General features: G+C 56.1%; 18 protein-coding genes. 10 read left to right on the top strand and 8 right to left on the bottom strand.

The window, feature by feature from the left end:
* Positions 1 to 570 precede the first annotated feature (570 nt).
* The 8 genes from BN8_RS32700 to BN8_RS33730 all read left to right on the top strand — a co-directional run bounded on the left by BN8_RS32700 (position 571) and on the right by BN8_RS33730 (position 10,919).
* Positions 571 to 909 (top strand): DUF6660 family protein, encoded by a 339-nt coding sequence (locus BN8_RS32700; protein WP_083882558.1) that lies wholly within the window; start codon positions 571 to 573, stop codon positions 907 to 909.
* Between the two features lie 115 nt (positions 910 to 1,024).
* Entirely contained in the window at positions 1,025 to 5,479 is a 4,455-nt protein-coding gene (locus tag BN8_RS30715) for a CusA/CzcA family heavy metal efflux RND transporter (RefSeq protein ID WP_040007213.1), read from the top strand.
* A gap of 16 nt (positions 5,480 to 5,495) precedes the next feature.
* Complete coding sequence (locus BN8_RS30710) at positions 5,496 to 6,815, top strand: efflux RND transporter periplasmic adaptor subunit (RefSeq protein ID WP_085950561.1); 1,320 nt, start codon at positions 5,496 to 5,498, stop codon at positions 6,813 to 6,815.
* Positions 6,816 to 6,827: 12 nt separating this feature from the next.
* Complete coding sequence (locus BN8_RS30705) at positions 6,828 to 7,454, top strand: hypothetical protein (protein WP_040007212.1); 627 nt, start codon at positions 6,828 to 6,830, stop codon at positions 7,452 to 7,454.
* Positions 7,455 to 7,460: 6 nt separating this feature from the next.
* Entirely contained in the window at positions 7,461 to 9,479 is a 2,019-nt protein-coding gene (locus BN8_RS30700; protein WP_015056879.1) for a heavy metal translocating P-type ATPase, read from the top strand.
* The gene (locus tag BN8_RS30695) at positions 9,476 to 9,943 is read left to right on the top strand and encodes an Rv1443c family protein (RefSeq protein ID WP_040007210.1); all 468 of its coding nucleotides are present in this window, start codon (positions 9,476 to 9,478) and stop codon (positions 9,941 to 9,943) included. The genes BN8_RS30700 and BN8_RS30695 overlap by 4 nt, the downstream gene beginning before the upstream one ends.
* Before the next feature lies 1 nt (position 9,944).
* Positions 9,945 to 10,658 carry a DUF4198 domain-containing protein gene (locus tag BN8_RS30690; protein WP_015056877.1) on the top strand — a complete coding sequence of 238 codons (714 nt, stop codon included), beginning with the start codon at positions 9,945 to 9,947 and terminating at the stop codon, positions 10,656 to 10,658.
* Between the two features lie 30 nt (positions 10,659 to 10,688).
* Positions 10,689 to 10,919: a GDCCVxC domain-containing (seleno)protein gene (locus BN8_RS33730; RefSeq protein ID WP_083882557.1), complete on the top strand. Its 231-nt coding sequence runs from the start codon at positions 10,689 to 10,691 to the stop codon at positions 10,917 to 10,919.
* A gap of 56 nt (positions 10,920 to 10,975) precedes the next feature.
* Here BN8_RS33730 and BN8_RS30685 read toward each other — a convergent pair whose 3' ends face one another.
* From BN8_RS30685 to BN8_RS30655, 7 genes are all read right to left on the bottom strand, one after another.
* Positions 10,976 to 12,127 (bottom strand): cytochrome-c peroxidase, encoded by a 1,152-nt coding sequence (locus BN8_RS30685; RefSeq protein ID WP_015056876.1) that lies wholly within the window; start codon positions 12,125 to 12,127, stop codon positions 10,976 to 10,978.
* A complete protein-coding gene (locus BN8_RS30680; protein WP_040007208.1) occupies positions 12,127 to 12,933 on the bottom strand; it encodes an MbnP family protein in 807 nt (268 codons plus the stop codon). Before BN8_RS30680 ends, BN8_RS30685 begins: the two co-directional genes overlap by 1 nt.
* A 261-nt stretch (positions 12,934 to 13,194) precedes the next feature.
* The gene (locus BN8_RS33060; RefSeq protein WP_015056872.1) at positions 13,195 to 13,644 is read right to left on the bottom strand and encodes a hypothetical protein; all 450 of its coding nucleotides are present in this window, start codon (positions 13,642 to 13,644) and stop codon (positions 13,195 to 13,197) included.
* Between the two features lie 92 nt (positions 13,645 to 13,736).
* Positions 13,737 to 15,134 (bottom strand): hypothetical protein, encoded by a 1,398-nt coding sequence (locus tag BN8_RS30670; RefSeq protein ID WP_015056871.1) that lies wholly within the window; start codon positions 15,132 to 15,134, stop codon positions 13,737 to 13,739.
* A gap of 2 nt (positions 15,135 to 15,136) precedes the next feature.
* Positions 15,137 to 15,595: a QcrA and Rieske domain-containing protein gene (locus BN8_RS33055; protein WP_015056870.1), complete on the bottom strand. Its 459-nt coding sequence runs from the start codon at positions 15,593 to 15,595 to the stop codon at positions 15,137 to 15,139.
* 20 nt (positions 15,596 to 15,615) lie between these two features.
* Positions 15,616 to 16,839, bottom strand: coding sequence for a di-heme oxidoredictase family protein (locus BN8_RS30660; RefSeq protein ID WP_015056869.1), 1,224 nt, complete (start codon positions 16,837 to 16,839; stop codon positions 15,616 to 15,618).
* A gap of 114 nt (positions 16,840 to 16,953) precedes the next feature.
* Positions 16,954 to 17,337, bottom strand: coding sequence for a DUF8478 family putative metalloprotein (locus BN8_RS30655; protein WP_040007205.1), 384 nt, complete (start codon positions 17,335 to 17,337; stop codon positions 16,954 to 16,956).
* Positions 17,338 to 18,087: 750 nt separating this feature from the next.
* Here BN8_RS30655 and BN8_RS30650 point away from each other — a divergent pair.
* On the top strand, positions 18,088 to 19,005 hold the full coding sequence (locus BN8_RS30650; RefSeq protein ID WP_015056867.1) for a sialidase family protein: 918 nt from the start codon (positions 18,088 to 18,090) through the stop codon (positions 19,003 to 19,005).
* Positions 19,006 to 19,089: 84 nt separating this feature from the next.
* Here the strand turns inward: BN8_RS30650 and BN8_RS32690 are convergent, their stop codons facing one another.
* Positions 19,090 to 19,446 carry a four-helix bundle copper-binding protein gene (locus tag BN8_RS32690; protein ID WP_015056866.1) on the bottom strand — a complete coding sequence of 119 codons (357 nt, stop codon included), beginning with the start codon at positions 19,444 to 19,446 and terminating at the stop codon, positions 19,090 to 19,092.
* Between the two features lie 184 nt (positions 19,447 to 19,630).
* Between BN8_RS32690 and BN8_RS30640 the strand changes: the two genes are divergently transcribed.
* Positions 19,631 to 20,068: an HYC_CC_PP family protein gene (locus BN8_RS30640; protein ID WP_040007201.1), complete on the top strand. Its 438-nt coding sequence runs from the start codon at positions 19,631 to 19,633 to the stop codon at positions 20,066 to 20,068.
* Positions 20,069 to 20,198 lie beyond the last annotated feature (130 nt).

The following is a 20,198-nucleotide window of genomic DNA, read 5'->3' as shown; positions in this document are numbered from 1 at the left end:
AGGTGAATCTTAGTAAAAAACTGCTCCCTGCAAGCCAGCCATGAACCCCAAAGAGCTAGTCCATAATGAATAGCGTCAGTTACCGCTCATCACTTCACTAACAATTGTTGGCTATTCAACTACCGAATTTTGCGCTACCGGTACAACATTAGTGCCATCTTGCTCTTTGGCTTTTGCTGAACATGGAGCAAGGAAAACCAGCCAGTTCAGCAAAAATCGGCCATTGGAATAGCAGGTGATTTTCGGGTTAAACCCGGCTACTTACGTATCCGGTTACCCCAGTTAGCGCAGGAGCCGACCCATTGGCAATTCTTCCTGACTACTAGCAAATATATAATTGCCGCCTTCATAGCAAGGAGGGTAGTTTTGCCGAAACGGACGGGGGTGGTGCGCCGGAGTGCCGGCCCAGCCGCATCGGTACCGTACGCGACTGCGGGACCGACTGCGAACGGTACGCCCAGCGTCGGCTGACCGGTCGCGGACCGAGCGGATAATTCTCGGTCCGCCGTGGTTTAAGAGATTTCTTTTTTGACTCCCTGTTGCACAAGCTTTTGCCGTACCTTTGCACTTGTGAAGTGGCTAACAACCCTACTGGCCTTTTATCTGCTGGCTCTCTCGCTGTGGCCATGTGCAGATGAACCCCTACCGACAACCGGTCAGGCAGGCCGGGCTATGGTCGCATCAGCCACACCAACCGAATCCCAGCAGTCGCATCACCACGAACACGATGCCTGTTCGCCCTTCTGTACCTGCGCCTGCTGCGCGGCTACCCTGACGGTCGCCCCTCGACTCCAGTATTCACTCTCTCCCTCCGTCGAAAATGCACTGGTCGCGGTAGCTGGGTTTAGCTACGCTTCCGAACACCCCCTCGACCCCATTACGGCCATTTGGCAACCTCCTCAACTTTAGGTCTGATCACTTGCGCCGTTTGCGAAGGACTGCCCAGCTAGGCCTTGGAAAGGTGTAGTTAGGCGGTTTGTACGCGTTCGGCATCTCTTTTTTGTCAACCTATTCAGACACGATCATGCTGGATCGCATCATTCGATTTTCTATTCAGAATAAGCTTATCATCGGGCTGTTCACCCTCGCCCTCATCGTGTGGGGGGGCTATTCACTGACCCGATTGCCTATTGACGCCCTGCCCGACATCACCAACAACCAGGTGCAGGTCATCACCCAAAGCCCCGCCTTATCGGCCCCCGATGTGGAACGGCTCATCAGCTTTCCCATCGAACAGACCATGGCGACCCTGCCCGATCTGGTCGAGGTACGGTCCATATCGCGCTTTGGCTTATCGGTTGTCACCATCGTCTTTACCGATGCGGTCGATGTGCTGGTAGCCCGCCAACAGGTCTTTGAACGCCTGCAACAGGCCCGCTCCCAGATACCAGCCAATGCCGGCGATCCCGAACTGGCTCCCGTCACTACTGGTCTGGGCGAAATCTACCAGTACGTAATTCGGGCTAAACCCGGCTACGAAAAACGCTACCCGGCGATGGAACTGCGCTCGATTCAGGACTGGATCGTTCGGCGACAGCTATTGGGAACGAAGGGAGTGGCCGACGTTAGCAGTTTCGGGGGGTTGTTGAAACAATACGAAGTGGCCGTCGATCCGCAGCGGCTGAGGGCCACGGGCGTGACGATGAACGAACTGTTCACCGCCCTCGAACGCAATAACCAGAACGCGGGGGGAGCTTACATTGACCGTCGTCCCAATGCCTACTTCATTCGCTCCGAAGGGCTGATTCGTACGGTAGCGGACATTGGTAAAATCGTCGTGCGCCGAACCGACGAAGGCGTACCGGTACTGGTGCGCGACGTGGCGCAGGTGCAGCTTGGTTCGGCGATTCGCTACGGGGCTATGACCCGGAATGATGAAGGGGAAGTGGTCGGAGCTATCGTCATGATGCTCAAAGGGGCCAATTCCTCCGAAGTGATCGGCAACGTCAAAGCCCGCATCGAACAAATTAAAAAGTCGCTGCCAGAAGGCATCGAGATTCACGCTTTCTTGGATCGCACGAAGCTCGTCAACCGCGCTATCGGCACGGTCGAACGGAACCTGATCGAAGGAGCCTTGATCGTCGTCTTCGTGCTGGTCTTGATGCTGGGCAACTGGCGGGCGGGCCTGGTGGTGGCGTCGGTCATTCCCCTTTCGATGCTCTTTGCCGTGATTCTCATGAATCTATTCGGCGTTTCGGGCAACCTGATGAGTTTGGGGGCCATCGACTTCGGGCTGATCGTGGATGGGGCCGTCATTATCGTCGAGGCTACCCTGCACCACATCGCCCTGAAAAACTACCGGCATAATCTGACCCAAGCCGAAATGGACGAGGAGGTGTATGAGTCGGCCAGCCGAATCCGCTCATCAGCGGCTTTTGGCGAAATTATTATCCTTATCGTCTATCTGCCCATTCTGGCCCTGGTAGGAATTGAAGGCAAAATGTTTCGCCCAATGGCGCAGACGGTCGCTTTCGCTATCGCCGGGGCGTTTATTCTTTCCCTGACCTACGTGCCGATGGTGTCGGCCCTGCTGCTGAGCAAAAAGCCCGTGCGGGAAGCAACACGTACAGTCTCTGACCGGATCATGGCCTTTTTCCATCGGCTCTATGACCCGGCTATCCGCTGGACCCTGGGGCATAAGCGTATCGTCGTTGGGCTGTCGGTCGCCTTATTCGCCGTGGCTCTGTTCATCTTCAGCCGCTTAGGGGGCGAATTCATTCCCCAGTTGGACGAGGGCGATTTTGCGGTTGAAACCCGGGTGATGACTGGCTCGTCACTAGCCCAAACGGTAGATGCTTCTCAGCAGGCGGGTGCGTTACTTAGAAAAGAGTATCCTGAAGTGGTTGAAGTTGTCAGTAAGATTGGGGCCAGCGAGATACCGACTGATCCGATGCCCATCGAAGCGGCTGATATGATGGTGATTCTCAAAGACCGAAAGGAATGGACGTCGGCGAGCAGCCGGGAAGAATTAGCGCAAAAAATGCAGTCAACATTAGAGCGGATTCCGGGCGTGAGTTTCGGGTTTCTGCAACCGATTCAGATGCGCTTCAGTGAGCTGATGACGGGCGTGAAGCAGGACGTAGCGGTGAAGCTCTATGGCGAGGACCTGGGCATTCTAGCCGATTACGCGGTTCGCATCGGTCGGGTGGTCAGTACGGTGCCGGGTGCGAAAGACCTTTACGTTGAGCCCGTGTCGGGCCTGCCGCAGATTGTGGTCAAGTTTGACCGCGATGCGCTGGCCCGTTTCGGCCTGAGCATCGAAGAAGCGAACCGGTACCTGCAAGCGGCCTTTGCGGGAGCCTCGGCCGGGCTGGTCTACGAAGGTGAACGACGCTATGACCTGGTGGTTCGTTTGCAGCAGCAAAGCCGACAACGGCTCGAAGACGTGCAGAACTTATTGGTGACGACGGTAGACGGGCAGGCAGTCCCGTTAGGCCAAATTGCCGATGTATCGTTTCAGAACAGCGTCAACCAGATTCAGCGCGAGAACGCCCAACGGCGTATCACGGTGGCCTTCAACGTGCGCGAACGCGACGTGGAAAGCGTCGTGCGCGAGTTACAGCAGAAGCTGGACCGTCAGGTGAAGCTGCCCCCTGGCTACTACCTGACCTACGGCGGTCAGTTTCAGAATTTAGAGGAGGCCCGTGAGCGGCTGAGCATAGCCGTACCGGTTGCCCTAGGCCTGATTTTCTTGCTGTTATTCTTTACGTTTGGTTCGGTGCGGCAAAGCCTGTTGATCTTTTCAGCCATTCCCCTTTCGGCCATTGGTGGGGTCATTGCCCTCTGGCTGCGGGGCATGCCGTTCAGTATTTCGGCCGGCGTAGGCTTCATCGCCCTGTTTGGCGTAGCCGTGCTGAACGGCATCGTACTGATCGGCGAGTTCAACCACCTCAAATCCGAACGCGGCCCGACCGAAGGACAGACGGACTTGCGCGACATCATTTTGCAGGGTACGGCTACCCGGCTACGCCCCGTTATGTTGACTGCGTTAGTGGCCTCGTTAGGGTTTTTGCCAATGGCTTTGGCACAAACGGCCGGGGCCGAAGTACAGCGGCCATTGGCTACCGTCGTCATCGGCGGACTGGTATCAGCTACGCTGCTTACCCTACTGGTACTACCCTGTTTGTATTGGTGGGAGCAAACGGCCGGGGGGACGGGTCCCTTGGGCGCAAAGAGATCGGGTATCACACCGCAGCCGGTCGGAAAATTGACCAGTTGGCTACTGATCGCCGGGCTGGGTGTTGGCGTTGGCTCAATCGCGCAGGCCCAAACCTCGCCCACGGCACTGACGGCTACCCCACTGACGCTGGATGCCGCCCTGAACCAGGCGCTCGCCAATAACGGCTCAGGACGGGTAAGTAGTCTGAACATCGCCATTCAGCAAACGGGTCGGCGCACCGCCCGCGAGATTGGCCGTACCGACGTATCGTTGGTCAGCGGTCAGTACAACTCGCTCCGGTGGGATAATAACGTAACCATCTCCCAGAGTATCCCGAATGGCAAGCTGATCCGGGGACTGGAACGGCTGGCGGATGCGGGTATCCGGAGTAGTGAGTTGCAGGCCCGACTGACCCAAATCGAGTTGCGGGCGCGGGTAAAGGGGACGTACTTAGAACTGACGTATCTGACCGAACGGCTGAAACTGCTGGCCCGGCAGGACAGTTTGCTCGTGGCCTTTCGCCGGGCCACCGACGTGCGGCAGCGTACCGGCGAAGGCACGGGGCTTGAAGTGGCCACCGCCGACAATCTGATCGGGGAAGTGCGCAACCAACTGGCGCTGACTGAAGCCGAGCGGCAAATTGCCCTGACGGGTCTGCAAACACTACTGAACACAACGAGTGGGCTAACGTTGCCCGATGAGCCGCTGACTCGTCGCCCCCTGCCCATACTGGCCGATTCAGCCTTAGCCCAGAATCCAACGCTCGCCCTGCTTCGGCAACAGGTTTCAATTGCCGAGGGGCAGATTGCCGTCGAGCAGGCCCGCCTGCGGCCCGACTACTCGGTAGGCTACTTCAACCAGTCGCTGATCGGCACGCAGAATGTTGATGGGCCGGGCGGCGTTCCGCAGGAGCGCTACTTCGGGGGAGGAAGGCGGTTTCAGGGGGTACAGGTGAGCGTATCGATTCCCCTGTTCCAGAAAGCCCAACGCGCCCGCATCGAATCGGCCCGATTGGGACAGCAACTCGCCGAAGCCTCGCTGGGCTTCAACCAGCGGAATCTGCAAGGTGATTTGGCAGCGGCCATACAGGAGGTACGCAAACAGCAGGCCAGTTTGAGCTACTATGAGCAGACGGGACTGCCCGTGGCCCGCCGACTGGCCGAGGGAGCCGAGAAAGCGTTCCGGGCCGGCGAAGCGGGGTATCTGGAATATGCTCAGGCCCTGACGCGGGCGTACCAGACCCAGACGGGCTATGTAGACACGATCAATCAATATAATCAGGCGGTCGTCCAACTCGAGCAATTGGTAGGCTTGCCGTAACCTCATTCGAACCATGATGTGTACGTTAAATAAAATATCGATCGCTTTGCTCGTAGGACTTTTGTTTTTCACAACGGGCTGTAAAGATCAACCAACCGCAGAAACGACGCAAAAGGTCCAAGAAGCGGAACATGAGCATGAGGAAGGCCCGACCGATGTCGTCGAGCTAACCGACGATCAGCTACGGATTGCCGCCGTAGCGGTAGGCCGCGTGGAATACCGCAACCTCGGCCAGACGCTACAGGTCAATGGACGATTAGCCGTTCCTGCTCAGAGCCAGGTGAACATCACGGCCCTGCAAGGCGGCTTTGTACGATCCATTCCCTTGCTGCCCGGCCAGCCCGTGCGGAAGGGGCAGGTATTGGCCCGGATCGAAAATCCCGACCTCATCGGGGTGCAGCAGGAATACGCCGAAACCCACAGCCGCCTGACGTACTTGGAAGCCGAGTTTGCCCGGCAACAGGAACTGAGCCGGGAGAACGTCAGTGCGCTGAAGGTGCTGCAACAAACAACCGCCGATCTGAAAGCGACCCGCGCCCGGGTGGCGGGCCTGGCGCAACGGATTCGGCTGGTTGGCTTATCGCCCCAGGCGGCCCTGGCGGGTAAGTTCAGTGCTACCTACGTCATTACGGCATCGGTGTCGGGCGTGGTGACCGACATCCCGGCTACGTCGGGGCAGTTCGTGCAGCCCGCCGACGTGATTGCCCGGCTCACCAGCAGCCAGGGTTTGTATGCTGAACTGACGGTATTTGAGAAAGATTTGCCCCGGTTGCGCGAGGGCCAGCGGGTTAGCCTGGTCTTGAATAACGAAGCGGGCCGGGAACGGTCAGGCCGTATTAGCTTTATCAACCGGGCCATCGACGCGGACCGTTCTGTACGAGTGGTGGCCCGGCTCGACCAGCCCGATGCCCGGTTAGCGCCGAATACGTCACTAAAAGGTAGTTTAGACTTGGGCGATAGCCGGGTAACAGCCCTGCCCGAAGGAGCCATCGTATCGGCCGAGGGTAAAGATTACATCTTCGTGGAAACCGACCAGCGAACACCCGAACAGCATGAGCATAAGGAGGGGGAGGAAGAACATTCGGATAAGGAAGAACACGACGATCCGGCGCTCCGGCACCAGGAAGGTGAAAAAGAACAACACGGTACGTCCGGTCCGCCGTCGCGGTTTAAACAGATACCTGTGCGCCGTGGCGTAACCGAAGGCGGCTATTCGCAGGTGACGTTGCCGGGCAATGTGGATATAGCGAAGACACGGGTCGTGGTAAAGGGGGCGTATGCCCTGTTGTCGCAGCTCAAAGCAGCCAGTGGGGAAGAGGAAGGACACGCGCATTAAATAGCCTAAATGATGGACAGTATTCTGATTGGTAGCCTGACGCTGAGTCTGCTACACGCGCTGATTCCCAGTCACTGGCTCCCCTTTGTCACCATCGGGCAAACCGAGCGGTGGAGCGGGCGGCAGACACTGACCGTGACGGCCATAGCGGGCCTGGCGCACACGATCAGCACCACGTTGCTGGGTGTACTGGTCAGCCTGGCCGGATGGCAACTGGCCGAGAATTACCACGAATTGTCGGAGCGGGCTATTCCCCTGCTGCTGCTGGCCTTGGGACTGTGGTACCTGATGCAACATCTGCGCCACCGGCACGTGCACGATCATATCGACACGGGGGCGGTTCGTCAGGCGCGGTCGTTTTCGGCCCTGCTGCTGTCGCTGGGGCTGGCCATGTTTCTTTCGCCCTGTCTGGAAATCGAAGCGTACTTTCTCAGCGCGGGCGCGAAGGGCTGGGGTGCGGTCGTGCTGGTGGCGCTGATCTACAACGTGGTCACCCTGTCGGGTATGCTGCTGATGGTGACGCTCGGTCGACGGGGGTTGCAACGAGTACACCCGCACTGGTTTGAGCATCACGAAAACCTGATTACCGGCCTGACGCTCGTCGGGCTGGCCGTACTTAATTTTTTCATCGAATTCTAAAGTGTAATGGCACACGATCATAATCATAACGACGATCAACACCAAGACCACGACGGACACGACCATCAGGATGTCGAACTGGCCGAGGCCGGCACGACGCCTGCTGCTGACGTCGCGCCGAAGGAAGGACCTGTTCAAACCTGGCACACCTACGCCCCGGCAATCATTAGTCTGGTCCTGCTGCTGGGGGGCATCGCCCTGGATAACTTCGCGCCGGGCTGGTTTCGCGATCCGGGGCGACTCATCTGGTACGTAGCCGCGTACCTGCCCGTGGGCTGGCCCGTCCTGCGCCGGGCGTGGAGCCGGATTCTGTACCGCGACGTATTCACTGAATTCTTCCTGATGAGCGTGGCCACCCTCGGCGCGTTCGCCATCCGGGAGTACCCCGAAGGCGTGGCCGTGATGCTGTTCTACACCATCGGCGAGCTGTTTCAGGATGCGGCCGTCCTCCGGGCACGTCGGTCGATTAAGGCCCTCTTAGATGTTCGGCCAGATGCCGTATCCGTCATTCGCAACGGTACACCACAGACCGTTAAGGCCTTAACGGTTGCCGTTGGGGAAGTGGTCCAGATCAAGCCCGGCGAAAAAGTCGGCCTGGATGGAACCATGCGCTCGGAACAAGGGACGTTCGATACGGCGGCCTTGACGGGCGAAAGCGTTCCGCGCACCATCGCCAGGGGCGAAGCGGTGCTGGCGGGCATGATTAACCGGCAGTCGCTGGTGGAAATGGACGTAACGACGCCCTATCAGGATTCCAAGCTGTCGCGCATCCTCAAACTGGTGCAGCAGGCTACGGGCCGCAAGGCGCAGACGCAGGAATTCATCGCCCGGTTCGCCAAAATCTATACACCCATCATCTGCGGGCTGGCCGTGCTGATCACGGTCGTGCCGTACTTTTTGGTGGCCGACTACCGCTTTGCCGACTGGTTGTACCGGGGCCTGGTGTTTCTGGTGATCGGTTGCCCCTGTGCGTTGGTCATTTCCATTCCACTTGGCTACTTCGGTGGCATCGGGGCGGGGTCGCGACAAGGCATTCTGTTCAAAGGGTCGGTATTTCTGGACTTGATGACCCAACTCAAAACCGTTGTCATGGACAAAACCGGTACGCTCACCAAAGGCGTATTCAAGGTGCAGGCGGTAAAGCCGGTGGGCATCGACGCGGGTGAACTGGCCCGGCTGACGGCCGCCCTGGAAAGCAAATCGACCCACCCGGTGGCCACCGCGGTTATTGAGTACGCCCGTAGGAACGGCGGAGAAAAAGGCTACCTAACCGCATCCGTCGAAGGAGTCGAGGAGATTGCCGGTCACGGCCTGAAAGGAAAGGTCGAAGGGAAAGACATGCTGGCCGGGAATGCCAAGCTGCTCCGTAAGTTTAACGTATCGTTCGACGAGGTCCTGACCCAAATCCCCTACACGATTGTAATGACCGCCATCGACGGCAAATTTGCTGGTTACTTCACCATTGCTGATGAGGTGAAACCGGATGCCGTAAAAGCCGTACAACGGCTTAAAGCGGAGGGTATTCGCACCGTGATGCTGTCGGGCGACAAAGGGGCGGTGGTCGAAGCCGTGGCCAAAGAGGTGGGCGTGGAGGAATGGCACGGGGATCTGCTGCCCGAAGACAAAGTAAAGCAGGTTGAACGCTTGCAGGCCGAACAAGCGACTAATCCGAAGGCGAAGCTGGCTTTCGTCGGGGATGGGGTGAACGACGCGCCGGTGGTGGCCCTGGCTGATGTGGGCATGGCGATGGGTGGGCTTGGCTCGGATGCGACCATTGAAACCGCCGACGTGATCATTCAGAACGACGAACCGTCCAAGATTGCTACGGCGGTCGAGATTGGCCGGGCTACACGCCGGATCGTCTGGCAGAATATTACCCTATCCTTAGTGGTCAAAGCCATCGTACTCCTGCTGGGAGCCGGGGGCGTTGCCACCATGTGGGAGGCCGTTTTCGCCGACGTGGGCGTTGCGCTACTGGCCATCCTGAACGCCGTGCGGGTACAGAATTTAACATTCAAGTCATGATCGTTACCCTATCTTCGGTTTTAGGTGCTTCGGCTGAGTTGGCTTATGAGCAGGTTAAACGCCCGGTCCTGCTTCACTACGTCGCCCATCCGTTGATTCGCTTTGTGCCCCAAACCCCGTTTCCGGCCATTTGGCAGGAAGGCGAGTATGAAACCAAAATGCTGCTATTCGGGCTGATTCCGCTTGGTCACCAACTGATTCGTATTGAATTGCCTGGCCTGGCTGACGACGGCTCATTTCGGGTACGGGACAATGGGCAGGGCCATCTGGCCCGTACCTGGGATCACCGGATTCACATCGATCCGGTTGATACCGGACGGTGCCGCTACACCGACCGGGTGACGGTTCAGGCGGGCTTACTAACCCCCTTCGTCTGGCTGTTCGCACTGGGCTTTTATGCCTGGCGGCAGTACCGCTGGAAACGGCTGGTACGATTGAATTTTCAACCCATTAATCATTTATAACATGACACGCACAATCTCTTTATGTTTATTTCTCCTGTTTCCCCTGCTGACGCAGGCCCACAGCTACTGGCTTGAACTCAAAAGCTCCGGCAAGGTCGGCGAACCCCTGACTGTACAGTGTTATTTTGGCGAGCTTGACAATGGATTGCGGGAAAAAGGCTCTATGCTGAACGGCATCAAAGCCTTTACCGCATCGGTGCTGTTGCCCGACGGTACAACCGAGCCGCTCAGATTAACACCTGCTGAGAACTGCTATCAGGTGCAGTTTACGCCCAAACAGGCGGGTACGTACCAAGTCCTGTTAGTCAATGACACCCGCGCCGTGCAAGATTGGACCAAACATAACCTCGGCATCGTGCGCCCGCGCGAATACCTACGGGCTATCTGTCAGATCGGTAGTGGAAAGCTGTCTGCTAAACCGGTGCATTACTTGGACGTAACACCCCAGAACAAACCAGCCATTGGTAAGTCGACTACGCTCATGATCACGAAAGACGGTGCCGCCTATGCTAACGCGCCGGTCAAACTAACGATGCCCGATGGTAAGCAGCGTAAGCTGACCGCCGATGCCAACGGATTACTGACACTGACCCCAAACGAAGCCGGGCAGTATGTGGTGGATGTGGACTTTATGGATAAAACGCCGGGCCAGTACCAGGGCCAAGACTATCAGGCTGTTCGCAATAAAATGGCCTTAACCCTGACCGTGCTGTAGTGGCTGAAAAAATGGCTTACCGTACCGACAATGCTGCTCGAATCAATCATCACCTGCCCACAGTGCGGTCATGCTCACTCCGAAACCATGCCGACTGAAGCCTGTCAGTTCTTTTATGAATGTATAGGCTGCCAAACGGTCCTGCGACCGTTAAAGGGCGATTGTTGCGTCTTTTGCTCGTATGGGTCGGTCGTTTGTCCGCCGGTTCAGCAACAACGGGGCTGTTGCTCAGTAATTTCACAGTCACATACCAACGATTGAAGGGTAATCAGGCGCAATAGGTCAAGTTCAATGGCCAATCGCCTGATTTCCGCTCGTTACAACTTACTATAACGGGTAAGCCGGGGGTCTGCGTACCGGGGGTCTTTCATAAACTCAGGATCGGACAGGGTTTTTAGAAAAGCAATAATTTTTTTCTGCTCATCGTCGGTCATGGGAATGCCTAGTTTCTTGCCCTTTCGTAGGCGGGGGTCTAACGTGGGCGAATCTTCAATGCCCGTGGCGTAATGGCGTAGTACTTGGGCCAGTACCGTGAAGCGGCCATCATGCATGTATGGTCCCGTGTACTGCACATTCCGCAAACTGGGGACCCTGAATTTATAGCGGTCTTTTTTATTAAGTGTAACCCGGTAGCGGCCCTCGTCGCGCGTGGCGAGTAGGCGTACTTTCTGTTCCTCGGTCATGCCGAATTCCAGTTCCTCCCGTTTGCGGGTAGCCGCCAGGCCGTTGTTGCGAAACGAATAATCGGTAAATAATTCGCCTTGGTGGCATTGGCTACACTTGCTGCGAAACAGTTGCAGGCCTTCTTTCTCCTGCTTGGTCAGCAGGGTGGTATCTTCACCTCGACTATAGCGGTCATAGCGTGAACTGGCCGATACCAGTTGGGACATGAACTGGGTGAGGGCTCGCAGGAGCCGCTGGGAGGTGATCTCCCTGGTGCCGTAGGCTTTATCGAACATTCCGTTATAATCAATTCGGGAATGTTCTAACTTGAAACGAATGGCCTCAATGTCACTGTTCATCTCTGCCGTATCCCGCAGAGCCGTCAAAGGGGTAAAGTCAAGATGGTGAACCCCACCATCCCAAAAGAAGTTTTTGGCCCAAACCAAGTTTTGAATGGGTGGGGCATTGCGTCGACTCAATCGATCATCAACCCCGTGGCTTAAGCGGTGTCCATGGTGGGTAAACGCATTAGCTTGTTGATGACAGGTGGCGCAGGCAATCTGACGATTACTGGACAAATCCCCATCATAAAACAGGACGCGCCCCAACGCCACGCCCGCGGCCGTTATCTTCAGGGAGGTATCTAACCGGGGCTGGGGAAAATTAGCCGGAACCGCCAGCGGAATAGGCGGGCCGATTACTGTTACGGTTGGGGCGGGCTGGGGCGGCTTGGTTGTCTGACAGGTCTGGGCCAGCAGCATCAACGTTCCGATAAGCCCGAAGCAGTAAAACAAGATTTTCTTCATTACTGATTCTGAATCGATTGCAACGAAAACATAGTGGCGTAATTATCGGCTACCTGTTTAGACGCTGGGGAAAACATAATGGAAGGGGTCCGGCTCAGGCGGATTGGATTGGGTCCGTCAAACACTTGGTTGAGGTTGACGGCCAAATTCACCTGAGGGACAGCACCCTTGCCAACGGTAAGCGCCCGGGGGAACAATACCCTGACGCGTTTGAGATTATTCAGTCCTGGTTCGTCATAGCCCCCAAAGCCCCCGATATGGTATTGGAAGCTCCGCCGGCCGGAAGGATCGAGCGGAGCCTGGGGTGAATATCCTTCCATCTTTAAAAAAATATAGCCTGAATTCCACTCCCAGTACATCGCCCCATCCTCCTCGGTAACTTCCGTGGGATCTAATACGCCGGTTCGGTGACTGATATCGGAAACGCTCCGTAAACTATCCACGCCCACGATAAACTCCACGCCCGTATAAGTGCCCGGTGGAACCTGAGGCAGGGATAGGGTTTGGGAAGGACGATCAGCCGCCCGAATTAAAAAATAACTGGAGTCCTGGGGTATTGCGTAGGCAGCTTGCTCCCCGCGCAGTAAGCGCACATTGCTGACGTAGAATGCCAGCGAAGAAAGAGCATAGCGTTCCCCAAACCGATTGGTATAGCGTAACGAATCCAGTGTTAGGGGTTGCTCATCAACCTGGAGGGAAAAATGAATGCTTACCCGGTGCCGATCACCAACCTTAGTCGTCGGTGTTCGTTGGTGGGGCAGCGCCACTAAGCTACTTAACACCAGCAAGATCAGTATCAGTTTCATTGGCCGTCGTAATGTCGGGTAGTTCTTCAGCACTAAGTCGTTCACCGGAAAACAGGGCCATCGTCCCCAAAACCAGAGCCATCGGTTGATATAACTGGTGGTTACTATTAACTAAGCCCTAAAGGTATTACCTTTAGCTATACCTAAAAAACCATTGCCTAAGGAATACACAGCTTCGGTCTACTTCGGTTTTTGGCTGGCTAATCAGATCCTCAGGTCCTCCTAGGTGTCGATGAGGACCAATTGATTGGCGGTGCTACGTCAATGCGTTCGTACGGTGTTTGATCCTACGGGATGAACACGGACAGGCTGATTCACTCGGCCCATATGAGCCGCCAGCATCCGGTCCTGGGTGAGGGCGGTGAGTCGCACGGAATCAGCTCCTTCACCCTGGCCGATCAACTCGCCGTAGTGATTGTACAGCAGAAAACCGCGACTTTGTCGGCAATACCGACACAAGTGTAACACAAACACCTCCTGACCCCGCCAGCGGGCCTGATGTACTTCCCAGCCGTAGTGGTAGGGTGGCCAGGAGCGGGCGTTTTGAATCATGCGTTGTAACCAGCGAAGGTTACGGATGGGCTGGCGGCACCAATGATGAGTAACCGGGCGAATGGACAGTTTTGATGAGTGGAGCCACGCCCGACCCTCGGGACGTGTTCCGGGTTGGCCAGCGAGCAAAATCAGCGTAAGATACAAGGCAACGTTCATGGGGAGGAGGTTTACGAATAGTCAACAGAAAGATCAAGCAGAAATTAGCTAACGTACGAGGGACTTTAAACGGACCCTCGTTTCCCAATTCGTTAGAAGTAAGTCGAGAAGCCGAACTGAAAGCCGGCCATGCGAGCTGGCGGATTGCCCAGCACGTCTTTTTGCCAGTGATAGCGGTAGTTCGCCCGAATCACGGTCGTGGGGGAAGGCCGAAAGCTCAGCCCCGGCACAATAGCCCACAGGTCATCGCCGAGAGAATCACCGGTTTCGGCGAACGTTCCCACGTTGTAATCCACCCGCTCAATGCGTAGCGCCCCATTGATGACGGCCTTCTTCCAGCCGTAGATCGGCTTTCGCAGAAAAGGATGCACAATGTCGATCCAGCCGCCCTGCTGCATGCGGCCGAATTGCTGGGTGTAGGTCGCCGGTACGTCGATCCTGGCCCAGACTAACTCACTGTTAATGAAGGTGCCCGTTGGCAGGGTCGTATTAAAGTCCACGGCCCACACGTCCACGCGCCGACGCTGGTCAAGCACCAGCCCGTCTACCTGAAACATGTTATAGACGCCCCCCATCCACGACACACCGATTTCGCCGATCCGGCGCCGTTTAAAAGCCGTCTTGAGCGACACCAGCGGCACCCCGTTGAAGCTTTCGTCAAAGCGGTCCCGGTTGGCTTTGGTGGCGGGTAGAAACGTCCGGTTCTGGGTGTTGGCGATGATCTGGTCATCAAATCCGTTGGTCAGGTAAGCTTCGTAAGCCCACACCCAATCGCGGGTGTACTTCTTGCCGTAGATGCCAAAGCCTACGTTGCTCCAAGTCGCGGGAATAATCGTGACCGAGGAGATCGGCCGGTCAATGAATTCCCACTTCGGTCCGTCATGGTTCTGGTTGAACGAGCCAATGGGGTTCATGATGATGCCCCCCCGCAGGGTCAGCAGCGGGGTTAGCTCGATGTCCATGGCCGCAAACTCAATATTGATCTCCTTGGTACCATCCTCGAATTCCAGCTCCGAGAGAAACTTGATACGCCGGTTGATGCTGGAGGCCAGAAACAACGTCAATCGGCGCATCTGGAACGACAGCCCGTCCGTCACCCCGTCGGTCTGCATGTACTGGCTGTTGGCTTCTAAATAGCCGCCTACTGACACGGGCACTTTGTTGGCCGTCAGGAATGGCCGGTCGTAGGTAGCATCCATGTTCAGTTTGAGCATGCCCTGCTCGGGCTTGCCCTTGCGCAGCGTTGAATCGCGGTAGAACAATTCGGCAAAAGCCTTCGGCATGGGCGTCGAATCGGCCACTACCGGCTTGGTCGTGGTCGCGACTGATGGAGAAATGACCCGCTCCGGCGATCCGGGCGAGGCCACCGCTGAATCAGTTACGGCCGACTTGGATACGGCCGACGGGTCCGTTGGTGCAGAAGGTACCGATTGGGCATACCCAGCGAGTTGGCTCAGCAGCAGCCCGATTAGTGCATATAGATTTCTCATAATCAGGCGATGTTGATATAGATATACTGTTCGTCCGTCGTTACCTGGTAGCGCTTGAGGCTTTCTTCGGCCGGTCCTTCGGTTACGCGTCCGTCCGTGTCGTATTCACTGCCGTGGGCCGGACAGGACAGGTAGCCGTCGTGGGCATTCAAATCATTGCCCTGGTGGGTGCACTGCATCAGTACGGCTGTGTAGTTATCATCACCCAGCCGACGCAGGTAGATGGGGTGCGCTTGGTTTTTCATCTCCACGACCATGAAGGACCGTTTCCGTTTCCCCTTGTCACTAAGGTCAAACTCTTTCTTGCTGATCTGAATGGCCCAGCCTTTGATGCGGGGGGCCTGGGCGTAGTATACGCTGGCACAACTAGTCAGGGCCACCGACAGCGCCGACCCACTCAGGCAGGCGATTCCGCAGGTCTTGAGAAACTGCTGTCGGCTCACCGTTTTTTGGGTTTCCATGAAATAAAGAAGGATTAGGTTTACAGGGAATCCAGAAATTCGAGCAGGTCACCCCGGTCCTTGTCGTTCAACTTACTGTATAGGTTGCGACTCCGGGCAGCCTCGCCCCCGTGCAGTCGGATGGCTTCATCGACCGAGCGGGCGCGACCGTCGTGGAGCAGAAACAGCTTACCCCCCTGCGAATTCTTGGACAGCCCCAGCCCCCACAGCGGTGGCGTCCGGTATTCGCCCGTTTTAGCGGTGCCCTCCGTGTAGCCATCATCCAGCCCCGACCCCATATCATGCAGAAGCAGGTCGGTGTAGGGAGCAAAGGTCTGATTTGACAGTACGGGGAGGTCGGACTGGGGAGTTTTCCATTCAGGTGTGTGACACTTACCACAATCCAGCGCCAGAAAGAGCTGGCTGCCCGCGGTGACGGCCGCATCCTGCGGGCGCCGTTGCACCGGTACTTTCAAGGTCCGCAGGTAAAACACCACCGCATTGACCTTGGCGGTCGATACCTCCGGGTCGGCCACCGCATCACCCGCCTGAGCGGACACGGCGTGGTTAATGGGATCTTCCAGGTCGAACTCGCTGGTGATACCCATGTCCTGCTTGTAAGCGTTGACCGTTTGTTGGAGCAGGTCAATGGCGGCCGCTTTTTTGCCAAACCGTCCGATATACCGCCCATTCTGCGGCTTGTGAAACCACTGCGGCTTGAAATAATCCGGTGGGTGAATCCAATTGGGTACGCCTGATATACCGTCGCCATCCTTGTCCAACGGGTCGGCATTGGCCAATATCTGCTCGTCAGCGAGCGCGGCCAGCAGCCCCAGACCCGTATTGGCCGGCGGGGTAAATTGGGCAAAGGGTGCTCCGCTGGGAATTTGTTCGGGCGTATGGCCGTGGATGGCCCGGTTCTGGAGCTGCGGCCCGCCGAGGTGCATAAACTGGTTGCCCGTCTCGTCGTTCTGGCCGAAGCGCACGAGCGTGGAAAAGGGCGTACCCTTGCCGTCGCCGGCGTGGCAGGAGCCGCAGGAGGTGGCTACAAACGTGGGCCCTAGGCCCGTAGTAGGCGTAAACACCTCATCGTTAAAGGCCACGTCCCCCGCCAGGAACAAGGCGTTTTGTTCGGGCGTCAGGTCAGCAATCGGCCCGTCGAGCAAGGCGTCGTCGGCGGGTTCGTCGGGCAAAAAGGTTTCACAAGCGGCTGTGCTAAAAATGGACAGGGAAACAAATAGATATAGCAATGTTGTCTTCTTCATGAGTTATTGAAGTTTGGGGGAAGTAAATAACAGGCGTCGGGCTACGGCGTCACCTGCCGATCATTCACCCGCGGGTAAACGACAACCAGGCGCAGCAGGATAACCCCGGCGCAGTCAGTTCAGAAAAGAAGACGAAGCAGGCGGCCCGCGCAGGGTAGGTCGGGCTAGGGCAATGGTTTGGATGCCAGGTTTGAGCCGGATGAAAACGGGCCGGATCATGAACCGAACCAGCAGCAAAAAGGCCAGCAGCAGGGCAAACGTGGGCAGGAACACCGCATTGCTGATGGCATCCAGCAGGAGCAGTTCGTGGGTCTTGTGCGGATTAGGCGACAGCGGACACGATTTATTGAAGAGGTTGTAGGGGTGCGCGTGGGAAATGATCTGCCCGTTGGCCAGGCGGTGGGAATGGCGGAACACGATGGCGTTGAATTGCATCAACACCAGCAGACCCAGTAGTAGCCGGGCGATTTGTTGCCGTATGGTCGCGTGTGCTAGCAAGCTGTTTGTGAACCCATTCAATGCAATGTACAGAAAATACTTAATAATACGTTTTTATACTTACTCATGGGTGGGGTATCCTGTACAACCGGTACAAAACTTTCGCACACAAAACATAACGTACTTGCTTCCAAGTATTTATAGCTAAAATTTCAGATAAGCAGTGCCTATAATTATTATTAGGTATACTTCATATGCTACTGATTGAGTTGGACAGCCACTAGAAAAATCAGCCGCGTCCCAGCGGGGAACCGCACGGTGGCCTGATAATTTAAAAGGCATATTCTCAGAAAAGGCTCCCCCGTGATACGGAGAAGGTCAGCAATTGTAGCTTTTATGGGGCGTTTGAGGAGATGCTTTCCTAACAGTTTTACTGAGCATAGGATCGGGCATAACCAAACAAATAGGTCAGGCTCGGTAAGTCCAGCGCCAGCTGACCGGTCGCGGTGAGACCGCCCATGTGGACGCTTCGGTAGATTTCCGATATGCGTTAGGTGTGCTGGTTTAAACACTTCATTATTTCAATATATCCTGCTCAAAAAACACTTAGTTTAACAAAGAATTTCTACCTCTTAACGCTTATATAATAAATTCAATACCTTGATTTGTTTGTTACCTATGCCCAATCTACTTCACTTTTTCTTTTTCTGTCTTTTTCTTTCAGCCAATTGCCAGCCGTCGGATACTAGCCGCGTCATAGCATCCGGTCATTTGCCAGTTATAACGGCTGACGAGCGGGGAACTCTGCACATGGTATATGGCCAAGATTCAACCATCTACTATGCGGTGTCTACTGCTCAATCGACTCTATTGGGACGGCCGGTTGCGGTGGCGGTGCTACCAGGCTTGGTAGCCGGAGCCAAGCGCGGTCCGCAGCTCGCGGTAACTGACCAGTTCGTTGTCATAACGGCCGTCAACCGGGCGGGCGATGTGTTTGCGTACTCGCTGGATCGGCGAACTGGCAAATGGTCACCTGCCGTCAGAGTCAACGATGTACCGGAAATTGCCAAAGAAGGCTTTCAGGCTGTGGCCGGTGTAGCAGCTAATACGTTTCACGCAACCTGGCTCGACCTCCGGAGCGATAAAAGAAACAAAATCATGATGGCTACTTCCCACGACGGGGGAAGAACCTGGTCGGCCAATCGGGTGGTGTACCGCTCCCCCAGCGGCACCGTCTGCGAGTGCTGCAACGTATCGATTGCGGCCAAAGGCAAAGAGGTCTATATTCAATTCCGCAATTGGCTCAACGGCTCCCGTGATCTCTACCTGGCCTATTCAGCCGACGGTGGGGCGACTTTTACGCCGGCGCAGAAACTGGGTTCCGGCACCTGGAAGCTGAATGCCTGCCCGATGGACGGCGGAGCGGTCGTGCTGTCATCTACCGGACAACCCCTCACCGTCTGGCGACGGGAAAACACGCTGTACACCTGCCGACCGAATGAACCGGAACAGGCCGTAGCCATCGGCCGAAACGTAACGGCGGCTGTTGGCCCGGCAGGTACCGCGCTGGCCTGGGATGAGAGCGGACTAGTTCGGGTAAAGTTGAATGAGGCCCAACCGGTAGTTCTGGGTAAAGGTCAGAAGCCTAGTATTGCGATCTCCAATAAGTCAATGGTATGTGTCTGGGAAGTTGATGGAAACGTAAGGATGGCCATTATACGTCAATAACCTTTGGCAACCTACTCGCGTCGAGGCACGTCAACGGCCCGTAAAGGACAAGGTTACGGGCCGTTGGCTTTTGGGATGAGCCGACTAGGCGGCCATACTCACCATGCTGCGACAAGCCTCGGCACACCGGCGACAGGCTTCAGCGCATTGTCGGCAGTGATCCATATGGGCCGCATGCTGTTCACACTCTTCGGCGCAGGCGTCACAAACCTGGGCGCACAGTTCGCAGACCTGATGGGCGAACTGGCTCCCGCTGGCCATAAACGTCACGGCCGTGTAGCACAGTTTGGCACAATCGCGGTCCAGCTCGATACAGCGGGCCATCATCTTGACATCCTCTTCCTGAAGACAAGCCTGGGCACAGGCATCACAGGCAACGGCGCAGTTCTGACAGGCGTCGATGCAATCCTGGTAGTTCTGGGGTGCTAATTGGTTAGCCATATTCTATATATTTTTATTGGTTTCCTGTAGTAACCCTAAATTACCCGATAGGTTGAATAGGGATTTCCCATTGGCTCATATTAAAACAGTATTCCAAAAATTTTGTAAAAGCTTATTTGAATCCTGTAATTCGCTTTACGTTGGGAACGACTAAGTTTGTAACGTGAAGGTGTATACTCGTACATTGGCTTGGTATAAGCGACTTGTCTGCCTCTGGCTGGCCGCCTTTGTGCTGCTGGGCAGTGTTGGGCATGTCGTCGCTGAGCACTGGTGCCAGATGCGAGGCAAAAAGATGCAGTTGTTGCTCACCAACAAGGACTGCAAAAGCCAGTGCCCCGACAACCTGGAACTGACCAACCTGACCGGTCCTGTCATTTACAAGACCCCCTGCTGTAAGGATGTCCAGCGGTTTGAGCGGCTAGAAGCCAGTAGTCAGTTCTCCATTGATCACTTTCAATTTCCTTCTGTTCTGGCAGATTGGCAGATTGCTCAAGCCTCAACGTGGCTGTTTGCCGTCTTGCGAAGTACGCCCCCCCCTTGTTCCAATTTCTTGCAAGCGGACGATCCCCCGATACGATCTGGCCGGTATCGACTTCTTCACTTCTGCACGTGGCTGATCTGAGCCAATGAATTAATGCCATTCCTGCTGGTAGGTGCGCTGATGCGTCTTCACCAGTGGTTTCTGGCGTTTAGTTTCCCCTCCGGCACCCCGTGAGGTTGGGTTCGAATACCTCTCCGGAAAACATATTTTT

The sequence above is a fragment of the Fibrisoma limi BUZ 3 genome (assembly GCF_000296815.2).
In the GTDB taxonomy this organism is placed as follows: Bacteria; Bacteroidota; Bacteroidia; order Cytophagales; family Spirosomataceae; genus Fibrisoma; species Fibrisoma limi.
The sequence above is the reverse complement of the archived record's forward strand: the minus strand, read 5'-3'. Positions and strand labels throughout refer to the sequence as shown.